This window comes from Amycolatopsis aidingensis (genome assembly GCF_018885265.1).
Classification (GTDB): domain Bacteria; phylum Actinomycetota; class Actinomycetes; order Mycobacteriales; family Pseudonocardiaceae; genus Amycolatopsis; species Amycolatopsis aidingensis.
The window spans coordinates 4,755,617-4,772,238 of record NZ_CP076538.1; the positions used below are offsets into that span (position 1 = coordinate 4,755,617).

Genomic DNA, 16,622 nt, shown 5'->3' on the forward strand with positions numbered 1-16,622 from the left:
GCTACCGAGCACACTCCGGCAGCGCAGGGGAGACGAGCATGCGAAGAATCGGATCGAGAGCACTGGTGGCGGTGTTGGCCCTGGTGGCGGGGCTGGGCCTGGCGGCGGGCCCGGCTTCGGCCGCCGGGGCGGCCGCCACCACGGGCGACGGGCACGCCAGGGTGCTCGGCCCGGATGGGTACAAGTCGCTGAAGCTGGGCATGTCCGAACAGGACGCGGTGGCCACCGGGCTGCTGACCGATGGGGAGGACCACGGCGAGTGCAGCTTCTACTACTTTGTTCCCAGCGAGGGGACGATGCCGCGGAGCAGCGGGATATTCATCTCCGAGACCGACGGGGTGTACGTCATCGGGGGCACCAGCAAGATGCGCACCCCGGAACACATCCGGCGCGGGCACAGCTTCCAGCGGTTGCTGGCGGCATACCCGTACCTGAAGCAGGACGACATGTTCGACTTCCTCTACACGACTCCGGTCCCCGGAAATCCGGAGGCGGCCTACCGGTTCGTCGTCTTCGACGGCGTGGTCGATGACTTCGGGCTGGAACTGCCCGGCAAGGGCTGCTAACCGGGTCCCGGCCGCGGTGCCGGCGCCCGGACCCGTCTGCTGATCAGGTAGCCGAAGGCGCCCGCGGTGCCGAACATGACCACCCCGTAGACCGCGGCCGGGATCGCGATCCGCGGGTTGTTCAGCAACACCGGGCTGAGCGCCACGGTGATGGCCAGCACGCTGTTGTGGATACCGATCTCCATCGCCGCCGCGATGGACTGGCGCACATCGACCCGCAGCAGGCGGGGCGCGAGATACCCCACCGCGATGGAGAGCACGCTGAACAGCACCGCGGCCACCCCGACATCGGCAAGGTACCCGGCAATGTTGGCGCGCTCCTGGAACACCGCGGCCGCGATGGTGGCGACCAGGAACAGTACCGACAGCAGCTTGACCGGCCGCTCCGCCCTGGTCGCCAGGCCCGGCGCCCTGCTGCGGGCGAGGAGGCCGAGCGCGACCGGGATCAGCACGATCGCGAACACCTGGAGCGTCTTGTCGAACTGCAGCCCGATGGCGGCGCCGTCGCCGAGGAAGTAGTCCAGGGACAGGTTCACCACCACCGGAAGGGTGACCACCGCGAGTACCGAGTTGACCGCGGTCAGGGTGATGTTCAGCGCGACGTCCCCGTGCGCGAGATGGCTGAACAGGTTGGCCGTCGTCCCGCCAGGCGAGGCCGCGAGCAGCATCATCCCGACCGCCAGCTCCGGGGCCAGCCCAAGCAGATGCACCATGCCGAAGCAGGCGGCGGGCAGCAGGATGGTCTGGCAGCCCAGCGCCACCAGCACCGCTCGCGGATACGTCAGCACCCTGGCGAAGTCCTTGAGGGTGAGCGAGAGGCCGAGCCCGAACATGATCACGGCCAGCGCGATCGGCAGCAGCACGGTCGTGGCGAACGAGGACTCCACGGGCACCTCCCGGCCGGATGACCCGGACCGGCCGGATCGTGTGGATCAGCCTGACACCGCGGCGGGCGCCGGTCCAGGCCGGCAGGGCATGATCCGGAGAGACGACAGGCGAGCGGAAGGGAAGGTGCCTGCCGATATGACCGGACACGCCGAGTTCCTCGGGCAGGTCCTGACCGAGAGCGCGGCGACCGCGCGGGACTACTTCGGCCGGGTCGAGCCCGGCCGTAAAGGCCCGAACGGGGCGGACGTCGTCACCGAGGCCGACCTCGCGATCGGGGCTGCGATCGTGCGCGCCATCGGTTCGGCCTTCCCCACGGACGGCGTGGTCGAGGAGGAGACGGGGGTGCTTGGCGGGACCTCGGACACAGTGTGGGTGGTCGACCCGATCGACGGGACGGCGAACTTCGCGGCGGGCAGCCCGCTGTACGGGGTGATGGTCGGCGTGCTGCGCGATGGCGCACCAGTGGCGGGCGGGGTCGCGCTGCCCGCGTTCGGCGAGCTCTACCTCGCCGAGCGGGGCGCGGGGGCGCATCGCGACGGCGTGCCCCTGACCCGGGCGCACCGCGGGGAGCTGTCCGAGTCGCTGGTCGCCTACGGCATCGACCTGGACGAGCCGGCGCGCACCCGCCGGGATCTCGCGACGATCGCCGCGATCGCCGAACACTGCCAGGGGCTACGGATGAGCAACAGCGTCTTTGACCTGATCATGGTGGCCACCGGAGCATATGGCGCCTTCCTGCACCGGCACAGCCAGATCTGGGATTGTGTGGCGCCGCAGGTCGTGCTGACGGAGGCGGGAGTGCGGTGTTCGGACTTCGCGGGCGCCCCGCTGGACTATCGCGATCCGCAGGCACGCGCTGGCCAGGACTTCGCCATGCTGGCGGCGGCGCCGCGGCTGCACGGGCGCCTGCTGGGACTGGTGCGGTGAGTGCGGTGCTCAGCTGGGCTGGGTTGCCTGCACCGCCGCGATCGCCTGCCGCACCGCCCCGGCGAACCGCCAGAATGACGCGGTGGTGGTGTGCTTGCGCCGGGAATTGCTGTAGGTGCCGAACATCGACCTGCGCAACGGGGTGGTGAGCTCGAGCTGCCCGCCCATCCCGAGCAGGGTGCGGTTCACGATGTTCCGCGGCGACCGGCCGCCGAGCTCCGGGTAGCCGGCCGCGTCCCTGGTGTCGAAACCGGCGGCGTCCAGCCGTTCCAGCAGCGACTGCTTCAGCGGGTTCGGCCGGTCCACGGCCCCGCCCACCAGCACCGCAGCGTGCTCCGGCGGTTCGTCGATGGCGGCCGGGGTACAGCCGTGCAGGCTGATCGCGTTCAGCGCCCCACCACACCAGGAAAGGGCAACCGGGTCGTCGCAGTTCGTGCTGGTGACGTGCAGCTCGCCGTTGTCGTCGTCGCGCACGCCCTCGAACATCCAGTAGTCGTGCACCGGGCCAGCGGCAGGCTGCCGCTCGAGGCTGGCCGGGTGGTAACCGGCGATCGCCAGGCACAGCTCCGAGGTGCCACCCTCGATCCCGCCGCCGTGCGCGGCGATGACCACGGTTTTCGGCACCGGACCGGTGTCCGGCTCGCTGTCGTCCAGGATCGCGTGCCTGCGGTAGCGCCGGGCGTAGTCGACGCCCTCGGTCAGGTTGGGGTCCGCGTAGAGCTCGGTGTTCGAGCCGTACCGGTCCGCGCTGCCTGCCTGCTGGGCCCGGGCCGTCGGCAGCCCGCCGAACAGCAGCGGCACACCGGTGATCATCCCGAGCAGGGTCCTGCGGTTGGTCTGCACAGTCAACCAGTAAACACCGTCAGTTCCGGGGAAGTTCATCCGAACAGCGGGTGTGACGTTCACGTTCGCGATGTATCACTGCGGGACGTGACTCCCACCATGCCTTTCGACCGACGTACCTTCCTCCGTACTTCTGCCATCGCGGGCGGGGCACTGCTCGTGCCCGCGGCGCTGGCCGGCCCCGCGCACGCCGCGTCGCCGCAGTTCGCGCACGGGGTCGCCTCCGGTGACCCGCTCCCGGACAACGTCCTGCTCTGGACCCGCGTCACCCCCACCCCGGACGCCACCCCCGGTTCCGGCGCGGGCCCCACCGTCGAGCTGCGCTGGGAGGTGGCCACCGACCCCGGCTTCGGCAACGTAGTCGCCGCAGGCACCACGACCACCGGCCCCGAACGCGACCACACCGTGAAGGTGGCGGCGGGCGGGCTCCGGCCGGGTACCGAGTACCACTACCGGTTCACCTTCGACGGCGTGCGCTCCCCCGCGGGCCGGACCCGCACCGCACCCGCCACCGGGGCCGAGGTCGCTCGGCTGCGGCTCGGCTTGGTCTCCTGCTCCAACTGGCAGGCCGGGTACTTCTCCGCCTACCGGCACCTCGCCGCCCGCTCCGATCTGGACGGGGTGCTGCATGTCGGCGACTACCTCTACGAGTACCCGGTGGGCGGCTACGGGGCCCGTGGGGTCACCGTGCGGCCGCACGAGCCCGCCACCGAGATCCTCGGCCTCGCCGACTACCGGCGCCGGCACGCGCAGTACAAGAGCGACCCCGACCTGCAGGCGCTGCACCGCGCCGCGCCGTGGTTCATCACCTGGGACGACCACGAGTACGCCAACGACACCTGGTCCGGCGGCGCGGAGAACCACCAGCCGGACGAGGGGCCGTGGGCCGCGCGTAAGGCGGCCGCGCACCAGGCGTATTTCGAGTGGATGCCGGTGCGGATGGGGCCGGAGGGCCGGATCTACCGCCGCTTCCGCTGGGGCAGGCTCGCCGAACTGTCGCTCTTGGACCTGCGAACCTACCGGTCCAAGCAGACGACCCCGTCCTCAGGCGATCCCGGCGACCCGAGCCGCACCATCACCGGGGACCCGCAGATGGCCTGGCTCACCTCGGGGCTGTCCGAGACCGATGCGCGCTGGAAGCTGGTCGGCAACTCGGTGATGATCACCCCGATCTCGCTGAGCAATATCGAGTCCCGCTTCCTGGAGGCACTGGGCGAGCTGATCGGCCTGCCGGTCGGCAGTGTGGCGGCCAACGCCGACGCCTGGGACGGATACACCGCCGACCGGCGGGAACTGCTCGGGCACCTGGACGACAACAAGGTCCGCAACACCGTGTTCCTCACCGGCGACATCCACTCCTCCTGGGCCGCGGACATCCCGCTGGACCGCTCCAGCTACTGGTGGAACCGCAACAGCGCGGCCACCGAGTTCGTCACCACCTCCGTCACCAGTGACAACATCGACGACATCCTGAGGGTCGCGCCGCGCACGGTCTCCCCGATCGCCGAGACGGCGCTGCGCGCCCGCAACTGGCATCTGGGGTACGTCGAGCTGGACTCGCACGGCTACTCGGTAGTGGACGTCAGCCCGGAGCGGGTGCAGGTGGACTGGTACTACCTGAACGACCGGCTCAGCCCCACCTCGGGTGTGCGCTACGGCACCTCGATGGCCACCGCGGACGGGTCGCAACGGGTACGTACGGTGGATGGCCCAGTGGGCTGACCAGCACAAAGCAGACTTGTTGATCTGTTATAGTAATGCGACTTCATCGTGACCTCACGGCGGCTGCCATAGGCTGGCCTGGTCGAGCCGAGGAGGGCCGAACCATGTCGCCACTCACCGAACGACAAGTCTGCGTTACCGTCGATGCCCGGCGGCGGGGCCGGATCGGAGTCGTCCATGTCAATGGCGACGTCGACCTGGCGACCGCCGGTACCGTCCGCCGGGCCATCGACGGCGAACTGGCCGCCGATCCGGCCGCGATGATCATCGACCTGTCCAGCGTCGAGTTCTTCGGCTGCACCGGCCTTTCCATCCTCGCCGACACCAGGAACCGGACCAGCGGGCGGACGTGGCTGGGCCTGGTGGCGAACCAGCGCGCCGTGCTGCGTCCGTTGCGACTGTTCGGGTTCTGCGACAGCCTTCCGGTGCACACGTCGTTACAGCAGGCACTGGAGCGGGCTCGCCGGTTCGACTGACCAGAGGGTCCGGCGATTCAGTCGTCCTCGTCGACGAACGCGATCATGATCGACATCGCATCGTCCTGCGGGTAGTTGGAATGATAGACGCTGTGCAGCCCGAGCCGCTCACCCTTGCGCACCGATCCGAGATCCTCGGCGAGGCAAGTGCTCATCGACTCGATGTGACCCTCATACTCCGGGACGGTGCCGTAGCCGGCCCGCGAGGCGCAGATATCCTCACCTGTATCCAAGTTGGACAGTGTGATCACCTCGCCACCATCGTGAACGTGGCCGCCCGCGCCCTTGAAAGTGCCTTCGATCGTGGACTTCCACTCCCACCTGGTATGTGACTCGCCCTTGGGCACACTGTGCTCGGAGATGCCGCAGTTGTCGGCATCCAGCCAGATCGGAGTGACCTCCTCCATCCCAGGGGTGTCGCCGGGAACATGTGTCATGGTCACTTCGAAGAACACCTGCTGCTGCTCGTTCTTCATGTTCATCAGCTCGAGCATGACGTAGGTCAACGGCAGGAAGCCGTACCGCACGCCATAGCCATCCGGCAGGTTGCCGCCGGTGCGCTCGTTGCCGGTGGCGAAGATCCGGCGGCCCGCCAGGCTGACCCAGCTGCCCTGGCAGGTAACGTCCGCTTTGGACCTGTCGAAGAACACCGCGTGGTGCAGCATCGCTCCACTGTGATAGTTGGCAGGGCTGCCGTCCGCATAGGTGAGGTCCGGCTGGATTCCGGTGATGTAGCAGTTCAGACACGGCGGTATCAGCGGCGCGAACGCCAGCGTATGCGTACCGTGCATCGGCTCGTCCGGCCCGTGCAGCGGCCCGACGCCATGGTCGTGCCCGCCGTCCTCGTGCGGTTTCATGATCACCGGCCCGATCCGCACCGTGGTCTGTTTGGACCCGTCCGGCAGGACCTTGCTGTGCACGATCCGCGGCTCACCGGCTAGCGTGTCCTGCTGGTACTGGTGATCCGACTGGACATCCGCACCCGCCGTGCCCGGCGCGACCAGCACGAACATTCCCGCCAGCAACGCGGTAAGCACCGCACCGACACGACGTCGGGAATGCGCTTTTCTTCGCATCCGAAACTCCTTTCCGGAGAACAATGAACGCACTGAGCACGGAAAGTACTACGGTCGAATAAACGCATCCACAGCACAAGCGGACTTGAACCGGTCAAGTAGCACCAACATTCATGGTCTCGTATACCGGCCTGTCATGCTTGAGCGATCTGAACGTTCACTTCGCTTCGCTACTGAGTGCGTCGGCGCGAGCACACACAGTTGAACGAACCGGGGGGCGGGGGCGCTGCGCCAGCCCTGGCCGCACCGACCATCGACGCGTTACCAGCCACAACTTCCGGAAGATGTCACGTAGCGGTGGGTGCCACACGCTCAACTTCGGACGAATCTGCGGATTTTTGACCTCAATCCGTTGACAATTTAACCTGCTCGACACGACAAATTCCGGCCCGGCGCAAGGGAGAGGCATCATGCAGGTGTCCGGAAGATCTCTTGCCAGACAGCCTTGGCGGGACCTGCCCGTCGAGGTCGCGACCGTACTGCGGCCGCGGCTGGACAGTATCGCGCTGGAAATGATTGAGGTGATTCGGCAGCAGGTCCGGGGCTATCGCAGGCCGCTGGACTCCCCGTTCGGTCACGACCTGGTCGCGGCCGTGCGCAGGGCGCTGCACCAGTTCGTGGAGCTGATCGAGAATCCGGACGGCTCGCAGCGGGAGAACGTGGTGTTCTTCCGCGGCCTCGGCAGGACGGAGTTCCGCGCCGGCCGCAGCATGGACCTGTTGCAGGCCGCCTACCGGGTGGGCGCACGGGTGGCTTGTCATCGTTATGTCGAGATCGCCCGGGCCGCCGCACTGCCAACGGACACCGTGCTGTTGCTGAGCGAGGCGGTGCTGGCGCACATCAACGCCCTGGCGGAGGAGTCCGTGCAGGGCTTCGCCGACGCGGAGTCGCAGAGCACGGGCCAGCGTTCCCGGCAGCGCAGGGCCCTCGCCGAGCGGCTGCTGGACCGCGACCCCGATCCGGCCTTCTCGCTGGAACCGCTTGCGGCACAGGCAGAGTGGACGTTGCCGAGGAACATCGCCTGCCTGACGATGCGGAAGCCGACCAACGGGGACTCCTCTCTCCTCGCCGGGCTCGACGACTCGGTGCTGGTCCTGCCTCGCGGCGGTGAGCTACACCTGCTGTTACCGGAACCGGATACCACCGGTCTGCTCGGCGAGCTGACGGCGGCGTTGCGTGGCCGGGTCGCCGTACTCGGCCCGACGGTGCCCTTGCGCAAGGCATGGTTGTCGATGAACTGCGCCCGGCTGGTGCTCCGACTCGGTAAGCGGGGACTCGTAGACCTGACCGGCCTGGTAAGCGCCACGGAGCACCTCGGCAACGCCTTGTTGTTGCTGGCCCACGACCAGATCGGCGACGTGCTGCCCGAGCGCACGCTCGGCAGCCTGACCACCCTGGCCTCGGGAAAGGCACAGCGGCTCGAGGAAACGCTGGAGGCGCTGCTGTCATCCTGGGGCCGCAGCGCTCCCGAAGTCGCGTCCACCCTGGGGATCCACCCGCAGACGGCCCGCAACCGGCTGCGCCAGCTGGACGAACTGCTCGGCGACCGGCTCACCGATCCCACCTTCCGGTTCGAGGCCGAGGTCGTGCTCCGCACCCGCGCCCTGCTGCGCTCCGCGCAGGACAGCAGCCCGACCGGCCACCGCTGACCCAGTTCAGAAGGGTGGTTTGTCGTTGTCTGGGGTGAGGGGTTCGTGCAGCGGCTCCCGTGGGCTTTGGTGGATGTCTCCGTGGGGTGTGGTGATGGTCGGCACCCCGTCGATCACCTCGTACTTCCACCCCGGCAGGTCCTTCAGATGGTGGTCGCGCTCGCAGTACCCGACCAGCTCCTCCTCCCGGGTGGTGCCGCCCTTGGCCCAGTCCGTCGTGTGGTCGTTCTGGCACTGCTGCGAGGGCCGGTGGCACCCGATGCCCTGGCATTCCCGGTCTCGTACCCGCACGAACTCATCCAGTGCCGCCGGGGGCCGGTACCGCGTGCGTCCGAGGTCGGTGGGATGCCCGGTGGCCGGGTCGGTCAACAGCCGTCGCCAGACGCTGTCGGGGTGGGTGGCCAGCTCCCGCGCCAACGCCGCGGGGATGTGCCCGTGCCCGGCCAGGTATCCGGGCTGCTCGTCCAGTCCGAGTAGGGAGCTGGCGGCGAAGTAGAGGTACACCTCCGTCCGCGGCGCCCGGGTCGTGCCGTCTTCTCGGAGGGCCAAATCGGCGAACACGTCCGCCCGCAACTGCTCCAACGTGCGACTGTCCCCTTCTTTCCGCATCCGTCGGGCGGCCCGGTCACACCGCGCATAAATCGCCGTGGCGACCTCTGTCGGGAGGTCGGCCGTGAGGCTGGACACCCCATCGTCTTGATGGATGAGTTCCAGGGATCGTTGTGCCCGCCGGGCCCGGGTGCGCTGCGCCGCCCCGTCGGGGTCGACCGCGAGTACCTGGTAGCGCACCGACCGCCGCAGGCTGGTGCGGTCTTTACGTTCCAGTTTGTCGCTCATCCGCTGGTCGACGTCGCGGGCTTGTTGGTCGGTGAGGACCGCGGTGGGCTCGACCACTGCTTTCACCTTCTCCTGATCAATCCGGCCCTCGCGGAACGCGGCCAGGGTGTTCGGTAACCGGGTGAGGTGCTGCCCCAGTGCCAGGGCTTCCTCCACCCGGTGCCGGGTCCAGTAGAGGCGTCCGGCGATCTCGGTCACCAGCGAGACCCGTTCGTCCCCGTCGTGGGCGAGGTCGGCCACCAGCAGCACCCGCCGCGCCTCCAGCCGGGCGATGGCGCGTTCGTTGGCCTCCAATAGGTCGAGTGTGGTGAGTGCGTCTTCTGCGGGATCCGTGTGCGGATCAGAACTGTGTCTGTCCATACCCATAATTGTATCGACGGGACCGACAAGAATTCCCCGTGTGAATGTGTACCCGCTGATATTCACTCGAATGCGTGTTCGACACAGAATGCATGCCAGGCCGGGCCCGGGGTGCCGTTCCGTGGGGTGCTGGCGCTAGCAACCAGCCCTGCTAGTGGTGATGCGTGCAGCGCCAGTGCCCCGCGGCGCGCCGGAGGCGTGCCTGAAACCCAGCCACAGACTCGTCACCGGCCAACACGGTTACCTGAGCGGCCAACACGATGTACGGGAACGGCCAAAGCATGCGCGTGGACAGCCAACGCGTGCGCGGGAACGGCAAACACACGCGCGTGGAGAGCAAACACGCCGGGGTTATTGGTCGGTGGCGCGCAGCTCCGCCTCCGCGCGCAGCGCGCGCCGGTCGATCTTTCCGGCGGCCCCCAACGGCAACGCAGGCAACACGAGCAGTTTTTCCGGGAACTTGCGCTGTTCCAGGCCGGTGCCGCGGAGGTGGTCGGTGAGCTGGCGCAGGGTCAGCGAGCCCGGTCCGGCGACGCAGGCGCACAGCCGTTCCCCCAGCACCGGGTCACTGACCGGGACGCAGGCCACGTCGGTGATCGCGGGATGGGTGATCAGCACGGCTTCCACCTCGGCGGGGCTGATGTTCATCCCGCCGCGGATCACCACGTCCTTGAGCCTGCCGGCCACCACGAGGTAACCATCCGCGTCGATCAGGCCCAGGTCACCGGTACGCACCCAGCCGCCGTCGATCCGGTAGCGCCGGTCGAGTTCGGGGGCGGCCACGTAGCACAACGGGCTCATCGGGCCGCGTGCCACGATCTCCCCGATCTCGCCACGGGGCAGGTCCCGTAGCTCGGTGTCCACGATCCGCACCTCGGCCACCGCGGGATTGGGCCTGCCCGCCGTGGTGGCGCGCGGCGGCGGGTCATCGAGTGCGGTGTGGCAGCTCACGCCGTCGGCCGAGCCGTAAAGGTTGAGCACCGGGCACCCCAGCGCGTCGCGACCGCGCCGGACGGTCGGCTCGTCCAGCACCGAGCCGCCCAGCACCACCGCATGCAGGCTGCCGGTGTCGGTACCGGCGAAGGCCGGGTGGTCCAGCAGCATCCGCAGCATGGTCGGCACCCCGAGCAGGTGGGTCGGGCGGGCGCGGTGGATCAGTTCCAGGGTCGCGGCCGCGTCGAACCGGGGCTGCAGCACCAGGGTCCCACCGAGGGTGGCGAGGGTGACGGCGGTACCGCTGCTGCCGAAGGCCGAGGCCAGCGGGACCAGGAACAGGTTGCGCATCGGGGTGGAGTCCCGGCGCAGCCCGGCCATCATCGCACCCCGCCCACCGGCCAGCGCGTTGTGCGAGTAGAGCACCATTTTGGGTTCCGCCTCGGAACCGGAGGTGACCAGGATCCTGGCCGGTCCGTCCGGATCCGGCCGGGCGGGCCGGAAGCCGTGCGCTCCCCCGGCGAGCAGGGCATGCATCGGGACGCAGCCGCGCGGCGTCTCGGTGCCGACCGCCACCACGGCACGCAAGGTGGGCAGTTCGGTGGCGAGCGCGCGAATTCGCTCAGCACACGGGAAATCGCCGTACTCGGTCACCGTGATCACGGCAACGGCCTCGGAACGGGCGAGCAGCCCGGCCGCCTCCCGTTGGCCGCGGCCGGCCGGATAGGGCAGGGCCACCGCGCCCAGCGCGGCGATCGCCAGATCGGCGACACAGGCCAGCCGCCCGTTCGGCAGCTGGACCGCGACCACATCGCCCGGTTCGACGCCGAGTCCGGCCAGCCCCGCGGCGAGGCTGCGCGCCATCTCGTCCAGCTCCAGATAGCTGACCTCGCCGTCGGCGTCGATCACCGCGGGCCGGTCCGGTGCCGCCGCGCACTGCTCGCTGAACAGCGTGTAGAGATCGCGATCGGGATAGTTGCCGGCCGCCGACCAGGCACGCCGTACCGAGTACGGCACGAGGTCGGGATAGCGGCCGGTTCTCGGCTGCTCGGCGGTGGTCATGTCAGCCTCCAGGGGGTGCGCAGGGCGGGGCAGCCGTACTCGTCGCGGCCGAGCACCTCGCTCATCCGAGGGTCGGCGAGCAGGTCAGCCAGATCGGTGGTGACGCCGACGCCCGGCAAGGACCCGTCGTCCGGCCGGGCGAGAAAGCCCTGTTCCGTGGGCTCTGGCTGGCGGAAGCCCGGTGGTCGCGGCGGCCCGGCGACCGCGCGTACCGTGCCCGCGGCGCCCAGCAGGCTGCTCTCCACCGCCACCCCGGTGCCGCGTTGCGCACGCACCAGCAGCCCGGCCAGCACGGCCTCGGCGCCGAGCAGCCCGCCGAGCACGTCCAGCAGGGTCAGCAGGGACGGCGCGGCCTGCTGGTCCGGCGGGCCGACCAGTCCGGCGAGCCCGGTGCGGGCCTGCACCATGAAATCGGTGCCGGGCGGCAGGTCGGGCAGCTCCCGGCCGGCCCAGCCCGAGGTGTAGGCGTAGACGAGGCCTGCTGGCAGGTCCGCCGCGCCGAGCCCGAGTTGTTCCGCCTTGCCCGGCGCCCAGTTGTGCAGGAAGACATCGGCCCGTGCGGCCAGGGTGCGCAACCGCTCCCGGTCCCGCGGTGCCTTGATGTCCACCTCCACCGCGTCCTTGCCCCGGTTCAGCGCGAGCCAGCGGGCGGAAAGGCCGCCGGTGCAGGGCGGCATGCCGCGCAGCGGATCGCCACCCGGCGGCTCGATCCGGGTCACCTCCGCACCGAGCAGCCGCAGCACGTGCGCAGCCAGCGGGGCCTGGATCCGCCGCCCCGCCTCGAGCACCACGATGCCGCGCAACGGATCGGCCGTCCCGCCGCGGGTTTCCGCCCGGTTCACGGCGCCGGGCATGGGCGCGAGCAGCCACGGCGGGTCCGGCTCCGCGCCGAGCTCGGCGGCGTGCTCGGCGGCCGGGTACAACCGGCACACCGACACCTCCGCACCCGCGGCGGCCGCGGTGAGCTCGGCGAAGGTGTGGCTCGCCGCCGCATGGTGCAACTCGGCGGGCAGCGGGGCGGTGGCGGTGGCGTAGCGGAACTGGAACGGCCGCCAGCCGGCGCGGATCGCCGCGGTGGGCGCACCGAGCCCCGCCCAGAACCGGGCCCATGGCTCGGGTTGCAGGGTCTCCACCTCGAACCGCACCCCGTCGGCGCTGACGAACGGTGGCCCGCCCGGTGCGAGGTCGACCGCCTCGGGGTCCTCGGCACCTGCCCCGGCGAGGTACTGGGACACGGTGAGCAACGCGGCCTCGGCCAGGCTGGTCCGGACGATGGTGGGACCGGCCTCCCCGGCGAGCATCCCGGCGAGCAACCCGGTCATGCCGAGCACCCCGGCCGCGGCCCCGCAGTAGTCGACCGCAAGGCCCCGCGGCCCGCCGTGGCGGCGCCCGTTGACGTGCATCACCCCGCACACGGCCTGCGCGGTGGCCTCGTCGACGAGACCCGGTTCGGCAACCGGACCCGCCCGCTCGACGATCAGCTCGCGCGGCGGGCCCACCGCCGGGACCAGTCGCACGGTTGCCTCGATCCCGGCGGAAGGAAGGTCCTCCCGCCGTACCTCGGCCCCCAGTGCGGCGAGGTGCTCGCCCAGCACACCGGCGGCGGCCCCGGCGCCCGCGACGCCGGCCCGCACCCCGGTGAGAACCTGTGTCCGCGGGGCAATTACTGATTCACTACTCGCCATGCCTTGGCCTCCACCCAGGATCAAGACCACGTGTCGTGACCACACAGTCGGCCCATCACTCGATCGAGTTCCCCTAAAGGTGTGATTACTTCGTATGGAGGACAGCGATAACCTGCGGCACCGGCTGCGCGAGTTCGTGGACGCCCAGGTCATCCCGGCCGAGGACGCGCTGGAAGACGAGGCCCGTGCCGAGCAGGCCAGGGCCCGGCTGCGGGCGGCCGCGAAGGAGGCCGGCCTGTGGGCCCTGCCACTTCCCGCCGAACAGGGTGGCGCCGGGCTGCCCCTTGCCGACTACTTCGAGCTTGCCGAGGACGAGGGCCGCAGCGACCACGGGCCGGAGGCACTGGGCTCGGCGAGCCTGCTGAACGCCCGGATGCTGGCCGCGCACGCCGATCCCGGCCTGCGCGAGCGCATCCTGCCCGGACTGGTGGCAGGCGAGCTGCACCTCGCCTACGCGATGACCGAGCCCGGCGTGGCCGGTTCCGATCCGCATGGTCTGCGCACCGAGGCGAAGCAGGCGCAGGACGGCCGGTGGCGGATCGCCGGCCGCAAATGGTTCACCTCCGGCGCGGCACGAGCCGGGATGATCCTGGTGGTGGCCCGCACCGAGACCGAAGATGCCGCGCCGCGGGACTCCTTCTCGATCCTGGCGGTGCCGGCCGAGGCCGCCGGTTTCCGGATCGTGCGGGAGCTGGACGTGCTCGGCGCGGGCGGGCAGTACGAGATCGAGTTCGACCAGGTCACCGTCCCGGCGGCACACCTGGTGGGCCCCCGCGGAGGCGGGCTGCGGCTGGCGGGAAGGCGGCTCGCCCTCGGCCGCACGCTGCGCGCACTGCGCTGGATCGGACAGGCCCAGCGGGCCGTGGAGCTGCTCGCCGCACGGGTGCGCGAGCGCAGGCTCGGCGCCGAAACGCTGGCCGACCGGCAGCTGATGCAGGGCCTGGTGTTCGAGGCCGAGCTGCAGGTACGAGGCGCGCGGCTGCTCACCCGGCAGGCCGCGAGCCTGGTCGCGGCCGACCGGCCGTCCACAGTGGAGGTCAGTATGGCGAAGGTGGCCGCGGCCAGGGCGCTGTCCACCGCCGCGGACAGCGCGATCCAGGCCTACGGTGCCGAGGGGCTGACCGCGGCCAGCGGGCTGCCGCGGTTGCTGCGCACCGCGCGCGCCGCCCGGATCCTCGACGGGGCCGACGAGCTGCACATCAGCGGCGGGGCGCGCAGGCTGCTGCGCCAATACGCGACGGCCGGGAACCAAACGGGCCGCGCGGACGACTTGGTCGATGACACGATACGAGGGAGCGGAGAGTGACGGCCGGATCGCGAGTCACCCTGAAGGGTGTTTGCTGCGCACATGGCGGCCGCCAGGTCGTGCGCGAGGTCGACCTGGACGTCGAGCCGGGCCAGCGGGTGGCCATGACCGGGACCAACGGCTCCGGCAAGACCACGCTGCTGCGGTCCATCCTCGGCCTGCACCCGGCCGGCGCCGGGCTGATCGAGGTGGACGGGCACCGGGCGCGCACCGCGGCGGACTGGGACCGGCGCAGGCGGGTCGCGGCGTGGATCCCGCAACGCCAGGTCGCAGGCCGGTTCCCGCTGCTGGCCGGGGAGCTGCTGGCCAGCAGCGGCGCGCGGAACGAGGCGCTGGCCGCCGCCGAGCGGCTCGGCGTCGGCGCGCTGGCCGCGCAACCGGTGCACACCCTCTCCGGCGGCCAGCTGCAGCGGATGTACCTGGCCCGCGCGATGGGCTGCGTCGCGGCGGGGGCCACCCTGCTGCTGGCCGACGAGCCGACCGCGGCGCTGGACTTCGCCGGCCAGGAGGACACCGCCGAGTTGCTCACCTCGCTGCCGGTGACCGTGCTGGTGGTGACGCACGACCGGGCGCTGGCACGGCACTGCGACAGGGTGCTGGAGATGGCCGACGGGCGGCTGCGCGAACTCCCCGCCGAGGTTCCGCACTGATGACCTTCGATGCGTTCCTCCAGCTGCTGGAGCTACCACCGGTACAACGCGGGCTGTTCGCACTGGCGCTCGGCGCGATCGGGCTGCCGATCATCGGCGTGGTGATCATCGGGCTGGACATCATGCCGGTCCGGTTCGCCATGATGCACGTGGCGCTGCTCGGGATCGCGGTGGGCATGCTGGTCGGCCTCGACCCGCTGCTGTGCGCGCTGGTGGCCTGCGCGGCCTCCGGCGCCGCCCTCACCCCGCTGGCCCGCAGCCCTTCCGGCCTCTCCGGGGCGATGGGGTTGCTGATGAGCCTCGCGATCGCGGCCGCGCTGCTGGTGCTTTCGGTGTCCGGGGTGAACGCCAACGGCGCCTTCGAACTGTTGTGGGGCTCGATCCTGGCCACCCGCACCGGGGACGTGGTGTTGCTCGGCACGCTCGCGGTGGTGATCCCGGGGCTGTTCCTGCTCCGCAGCCGCCAGCTGGCGCTGCTGCTGCACGACCGGGAACTGGCCGCTTGTTCCGGGGTGCGGGTCGACCGGCTCACCCTGATCCTGCTGTTGCTGGTCGCCGTCTCGGTGGCAGGCGCGATCCGGCTGACCGGGGCGCTGCTGGTGGACGCGCTCACCCTGCTACCCGCACTGGCCGCGCGCCGCCTCGCCAGCTCGCTGCGCGGGATGGTGCTGGCCGCGGTGATCATCGGCCTGCTGGTCAACCTCGCGGGTTTCCTGCTCGCACTGGCCCTGGACTTCCCGCCGGGGCCGGTACTGGTGTTGCTGGCGGGAGCGGTCGCGCTCGCCGTTCATCTACTCCCCGATTGGAGAAAGTCTCGATGGGCATCCTCACGAGGGCAGGACGTCGCGCCCGCATCCTCGCACTGAAGGCAGGCGCGCTGACCGCGGGCGCCCTGCTGCTGGCAGGCTGCGGCTCCGCCGACGGCGACGCGAAGGACGACCCCCCTGCCGGGCAGGCGGAAGGACCGGCCGTGGTCGCGGCCAGTGCCTGGGAGGGCGCGTTCGCCAAGGCCGCGGGCGCCACGAACATCACGGTGATCGTGCCGCCCTCGATCAAGCACGCGCCGGACTACGACCCCAAGCCCTCCGATCTGGCGGCCGTGGCCGAGGCGGACTTCGTGCTGTACGCGCCGTTCGAGGGTTTCGCGGGCAAGCTCAAGGACGCCGCGGGCTCGGCGGCCGAGCTGGTGGAGCTGAAGCTGGACAACGCACCGGAGACGATGTCCGCCGAGGTACGCAGGCTGGCCGGGATGTTCGGCACCGAGCAGGCGGCCGAGTCCTGGATCAGCGGGTTCGAGACCGAGTACGACCGGCTCAGCTCCGAGGTGCGGGACGCGTGGCAGGAAGGCAAGCCGCCGAAGGTGGTGCACCAGGCGTTCCTGGGCTTCGCCGCGCAGCTGGCCGGAGCCGAGGTGCTCGGCACCTACGGCCCCGGCCCGGTGACCGCGAGCCAGCTGTCCGAGCTGTCCGCGAAGGAACCGGAGTTCGTGTTCGACAACGAGCAGATGAGCACCGGCACTGTCCTGCCCGGTTCCGCCGCGCAGCAGCTGAGCCTGAGCAACTACCCGAGCGAGGACATGGACCTGCTGTCGGTGTACCGGACCACCGCGCAGCAGATCATCACCGCCCTGCAGCCCTGACCA

General features: G+C 70.5%; 15 protein-coding genes. 9 read left to right on the plus strand and 6 right to left on the minus strand.

Annotated features, from left to right (window positions below; translation table 11 throughout):
• The first annotated feature begins 38 nt into the window (after positions 1 to 38).
• Positions 39 to 566, plus strand: coding sequence for a hypothetical protein (locus KOI47_RS21680; protein ID WP_216206509.1), 528 nt, complete (start codon positions 39 to 41; stop codon positions 564 to 566).
• Here the strand turns inward: KOI47_RS21680 and KOI47_RS21685 are convergent.
• Positions 563 to 1,453: a bile acid:sodium symporter family protein gene (locus tag KOI47_RS21685; RefSeq protein WP_216206512.1), complete on the minus strand. Its 891-nt coding sequence runs from the start codon at positions 1,451 to 1,453 to the stop codon at positions 563 to 565. The two genes, KOI47_RS21680 and KOI47_RS21685, sit on opposite strands and share 4 nt — an antisense overlap.
• 136 nt (positions 1,454 to 1,589) lie before the next feature.
• On the opposite strand from KOI47_RS21685, the gene KOI47_RS21690 reads away from it, so the two are divergent.
• On the plus strand, positions 1,590 to 2,381 hold the full coding sequence (locus tag KOI47_RS21690) for an inositol monophosphatase family protein (RefSeq protein WP_216206516.1): 792 nt from the start codon (positions 1,590 to 1,592) through the stop codon (positions 2,379 to 2,381).
• 9 nt (positions 2,382 to 2,390) lie between these two features.
• On the opposite strand, the gene KOI47_RS21695 is transcribed toward KOI47_RS21690, so the two are convergent.
• A complete protein-coding gene (locus KOI47_RS21695; protein ID WP_232376897.1) occupies positions 2,391 to 3,224 on the minus strand; it encodes a poly-gamma-glutamate hydrolase family protein in 834 nt (277 codons plus the stop codon).
• Between the two features lie 99 nt (positions 3,225 to 3,323).
• Here KOI47_RS21695 and KOI47_RS21700 point away from each other — a divergent pair, with 99 nt between their 5' ends.
• Both KOI47_RS21700 and KOI47_RS21705 read left to right on the plus strand, forming a co-directional pair.
• Positions 3,324 to 4,946 carry an alkaline phosphatase D family protein gene (locus tag KOI47_RS21700; RefSeq protein ID WP_216206519.1) on the plus strand — a complete coding sequence of 541 codons (1,623 nt, stop codon included), beginning with the start codon at positions 3,324 to 3,326 and terminating at the stop codon, positions 4,944 to 4,946.
• 104 nt (positions 4,947 to 5,050) lie between these two features.
• Positions 5,051 to 5,422 (plus strand): STAS domain-containing protein, encoded by a 372-nt coding sequence (locus KOI47_RS21705; RefSeq protein WP_216206522.1) that lies wholly within the window; start codon positions 5,051 to 5,053, stop codon positions 5,420 to 5,422.
• A gap of 17 nt (positions 5,423 to 5,439) precedes the next feature.
• Here KOI47_RS21705 and KOI47_RS21710 read toward each other — a convergent pair whose 3' ends face one another.
• A complete protein-coding gene (locus KOI47_RS21710; RefSeq protein ID WP_216206525.1) occupies positions 5,440 to 6,498 on the minus strand; it encodes a hypothetical protein in 1,059 nt (352 codons plus the stop codon).
• 410 nt (positions 6,499 to 6,908) lie between these two features.
• On the opposite strand from KOI47_RS21710, the gene KOI47_RS21715 reads away from it, so the two are divergent.
• Positions 6,909 to 8,147, plus strand: coding sequence for a helix-turn-helix domain-containing protein (locus tag KOI47_RS21715; RefSeq protein WP_216206528.1), 1,239 nt, complete (start codon positions 6,909 to 6,911; stop codon positions 8,145 to 8,147).
• Positions 8,148 to 8,153: 6 nt separating this feature from the next.
• On the opposite strand, the gene KOI47_RS21720 is transcribed toward KOI47_RS21715, so the two are convergent.
• The 3 genes from KOI47_RS21720 to KOI47_RS21730 form a co-directional block, all read right to left on the minus strand.
• Entirely contained in the window at positions 8,154 to 9,344 is a 1,191-nt protein-coding gene (locus tag KOI47_RS21720; protein ID WP_216206530.1) for a DUF222 domain-containing protein, read from the minus strand.
• Between the two features lie 351 nt (positions 9,345 to 9,695).
• Positions 9,696 to 11,339: a class I adenylate-forming enzyme family protein gene (locus KOI47_RS21725; RefSeq protein ID WP_216206533.1), complete on the minus strand. Its 1,644-nt coding sequence runs from the start codon at positions 11,337 to 11,339 to the stop codon at positions 9,696 to 9,698.
• Positions 11,336 to 12,973: a CoA transferase gene (locus tag KOI47_RS21730; protein WP_232376162.1), complete on the minus strand. Its 1,638-nt coding sequence runs from the start codon at positions 12,971 to 12,973 to the stop codon at positions 11,336 to 11,338. The genes KOI47_RS21725 and KOI47_RS21730 overlap by 4 nt, the downstream gene beginning before the upstream one ends.
• A 145-nt stretch (positions 12,974 to 13,118) precedes the next feature.
• Between KOI47_RS21730 and KOI47_RS21735 the strand changes: the two genes are divergently transcribed.
• The 4 genes from KOI47_RS21735 to KOI47_RS21750 are packed head-to-tail and all read left to right on the plus strand — an operon-like array spanning position 13,119 to position 16,619.
• On the plus strand, positions 13,119 to 14,330 hold the full coding sequence (locus tag KOI47_RS21735) for an acyl-CoA dehydrogenase family protein (RefSeq protein WP_216206539.1): 1,212 nt from the start codon (positions 13,119 to 13,121) through the stop codon (positions 14,328 to 14,330).
• Entirely contained in the window at positions 14,327 to 14,980 is a 654-nt protein-coding gene (locus tag KOI47_RS21740) for a metal ABC transporter ATP-binding protein (RefSeq protein ID WP_216206542.1), read from the plus strand. The genes KOI47_RS21735 and KOI47_RS21740 overlap by 4 nt, the downstream gene beginning before the upstream one ends.
• Complete coding sequence (locus tag KOI47_RS21745) at positions 14,980 to 15,846, plus strand: metal ABC transporter permease (RefSeq protein ID WP_216206544.1); 867 nt, start codon at positions 14,980 to 14,982, stop codon at positions 15,844 to 15,846. Before KOI47_RS21740 ends, KOI47_RS21745 begins: the two co-directional genes overlap by 1 nt.
• Complete coding sequence (locus tag KOI47_RS21750; RefSeq protein ID WP_216206548.1) at positions 15,798 to 16,619, plus strand: metal ABC transporter substrate-binding protein; 822 nt, start codon at positions 15,798 to 15,800, stop codon at positions 16,617 to 16,619. The genes KOI47_RS21745 and KOI47_RS21750 overlap by 49 nt, the downstream gene beginning before the upstream one ends.
• Positions 16,620 to 16,622 lie beyond the last annotated feature (3 nt).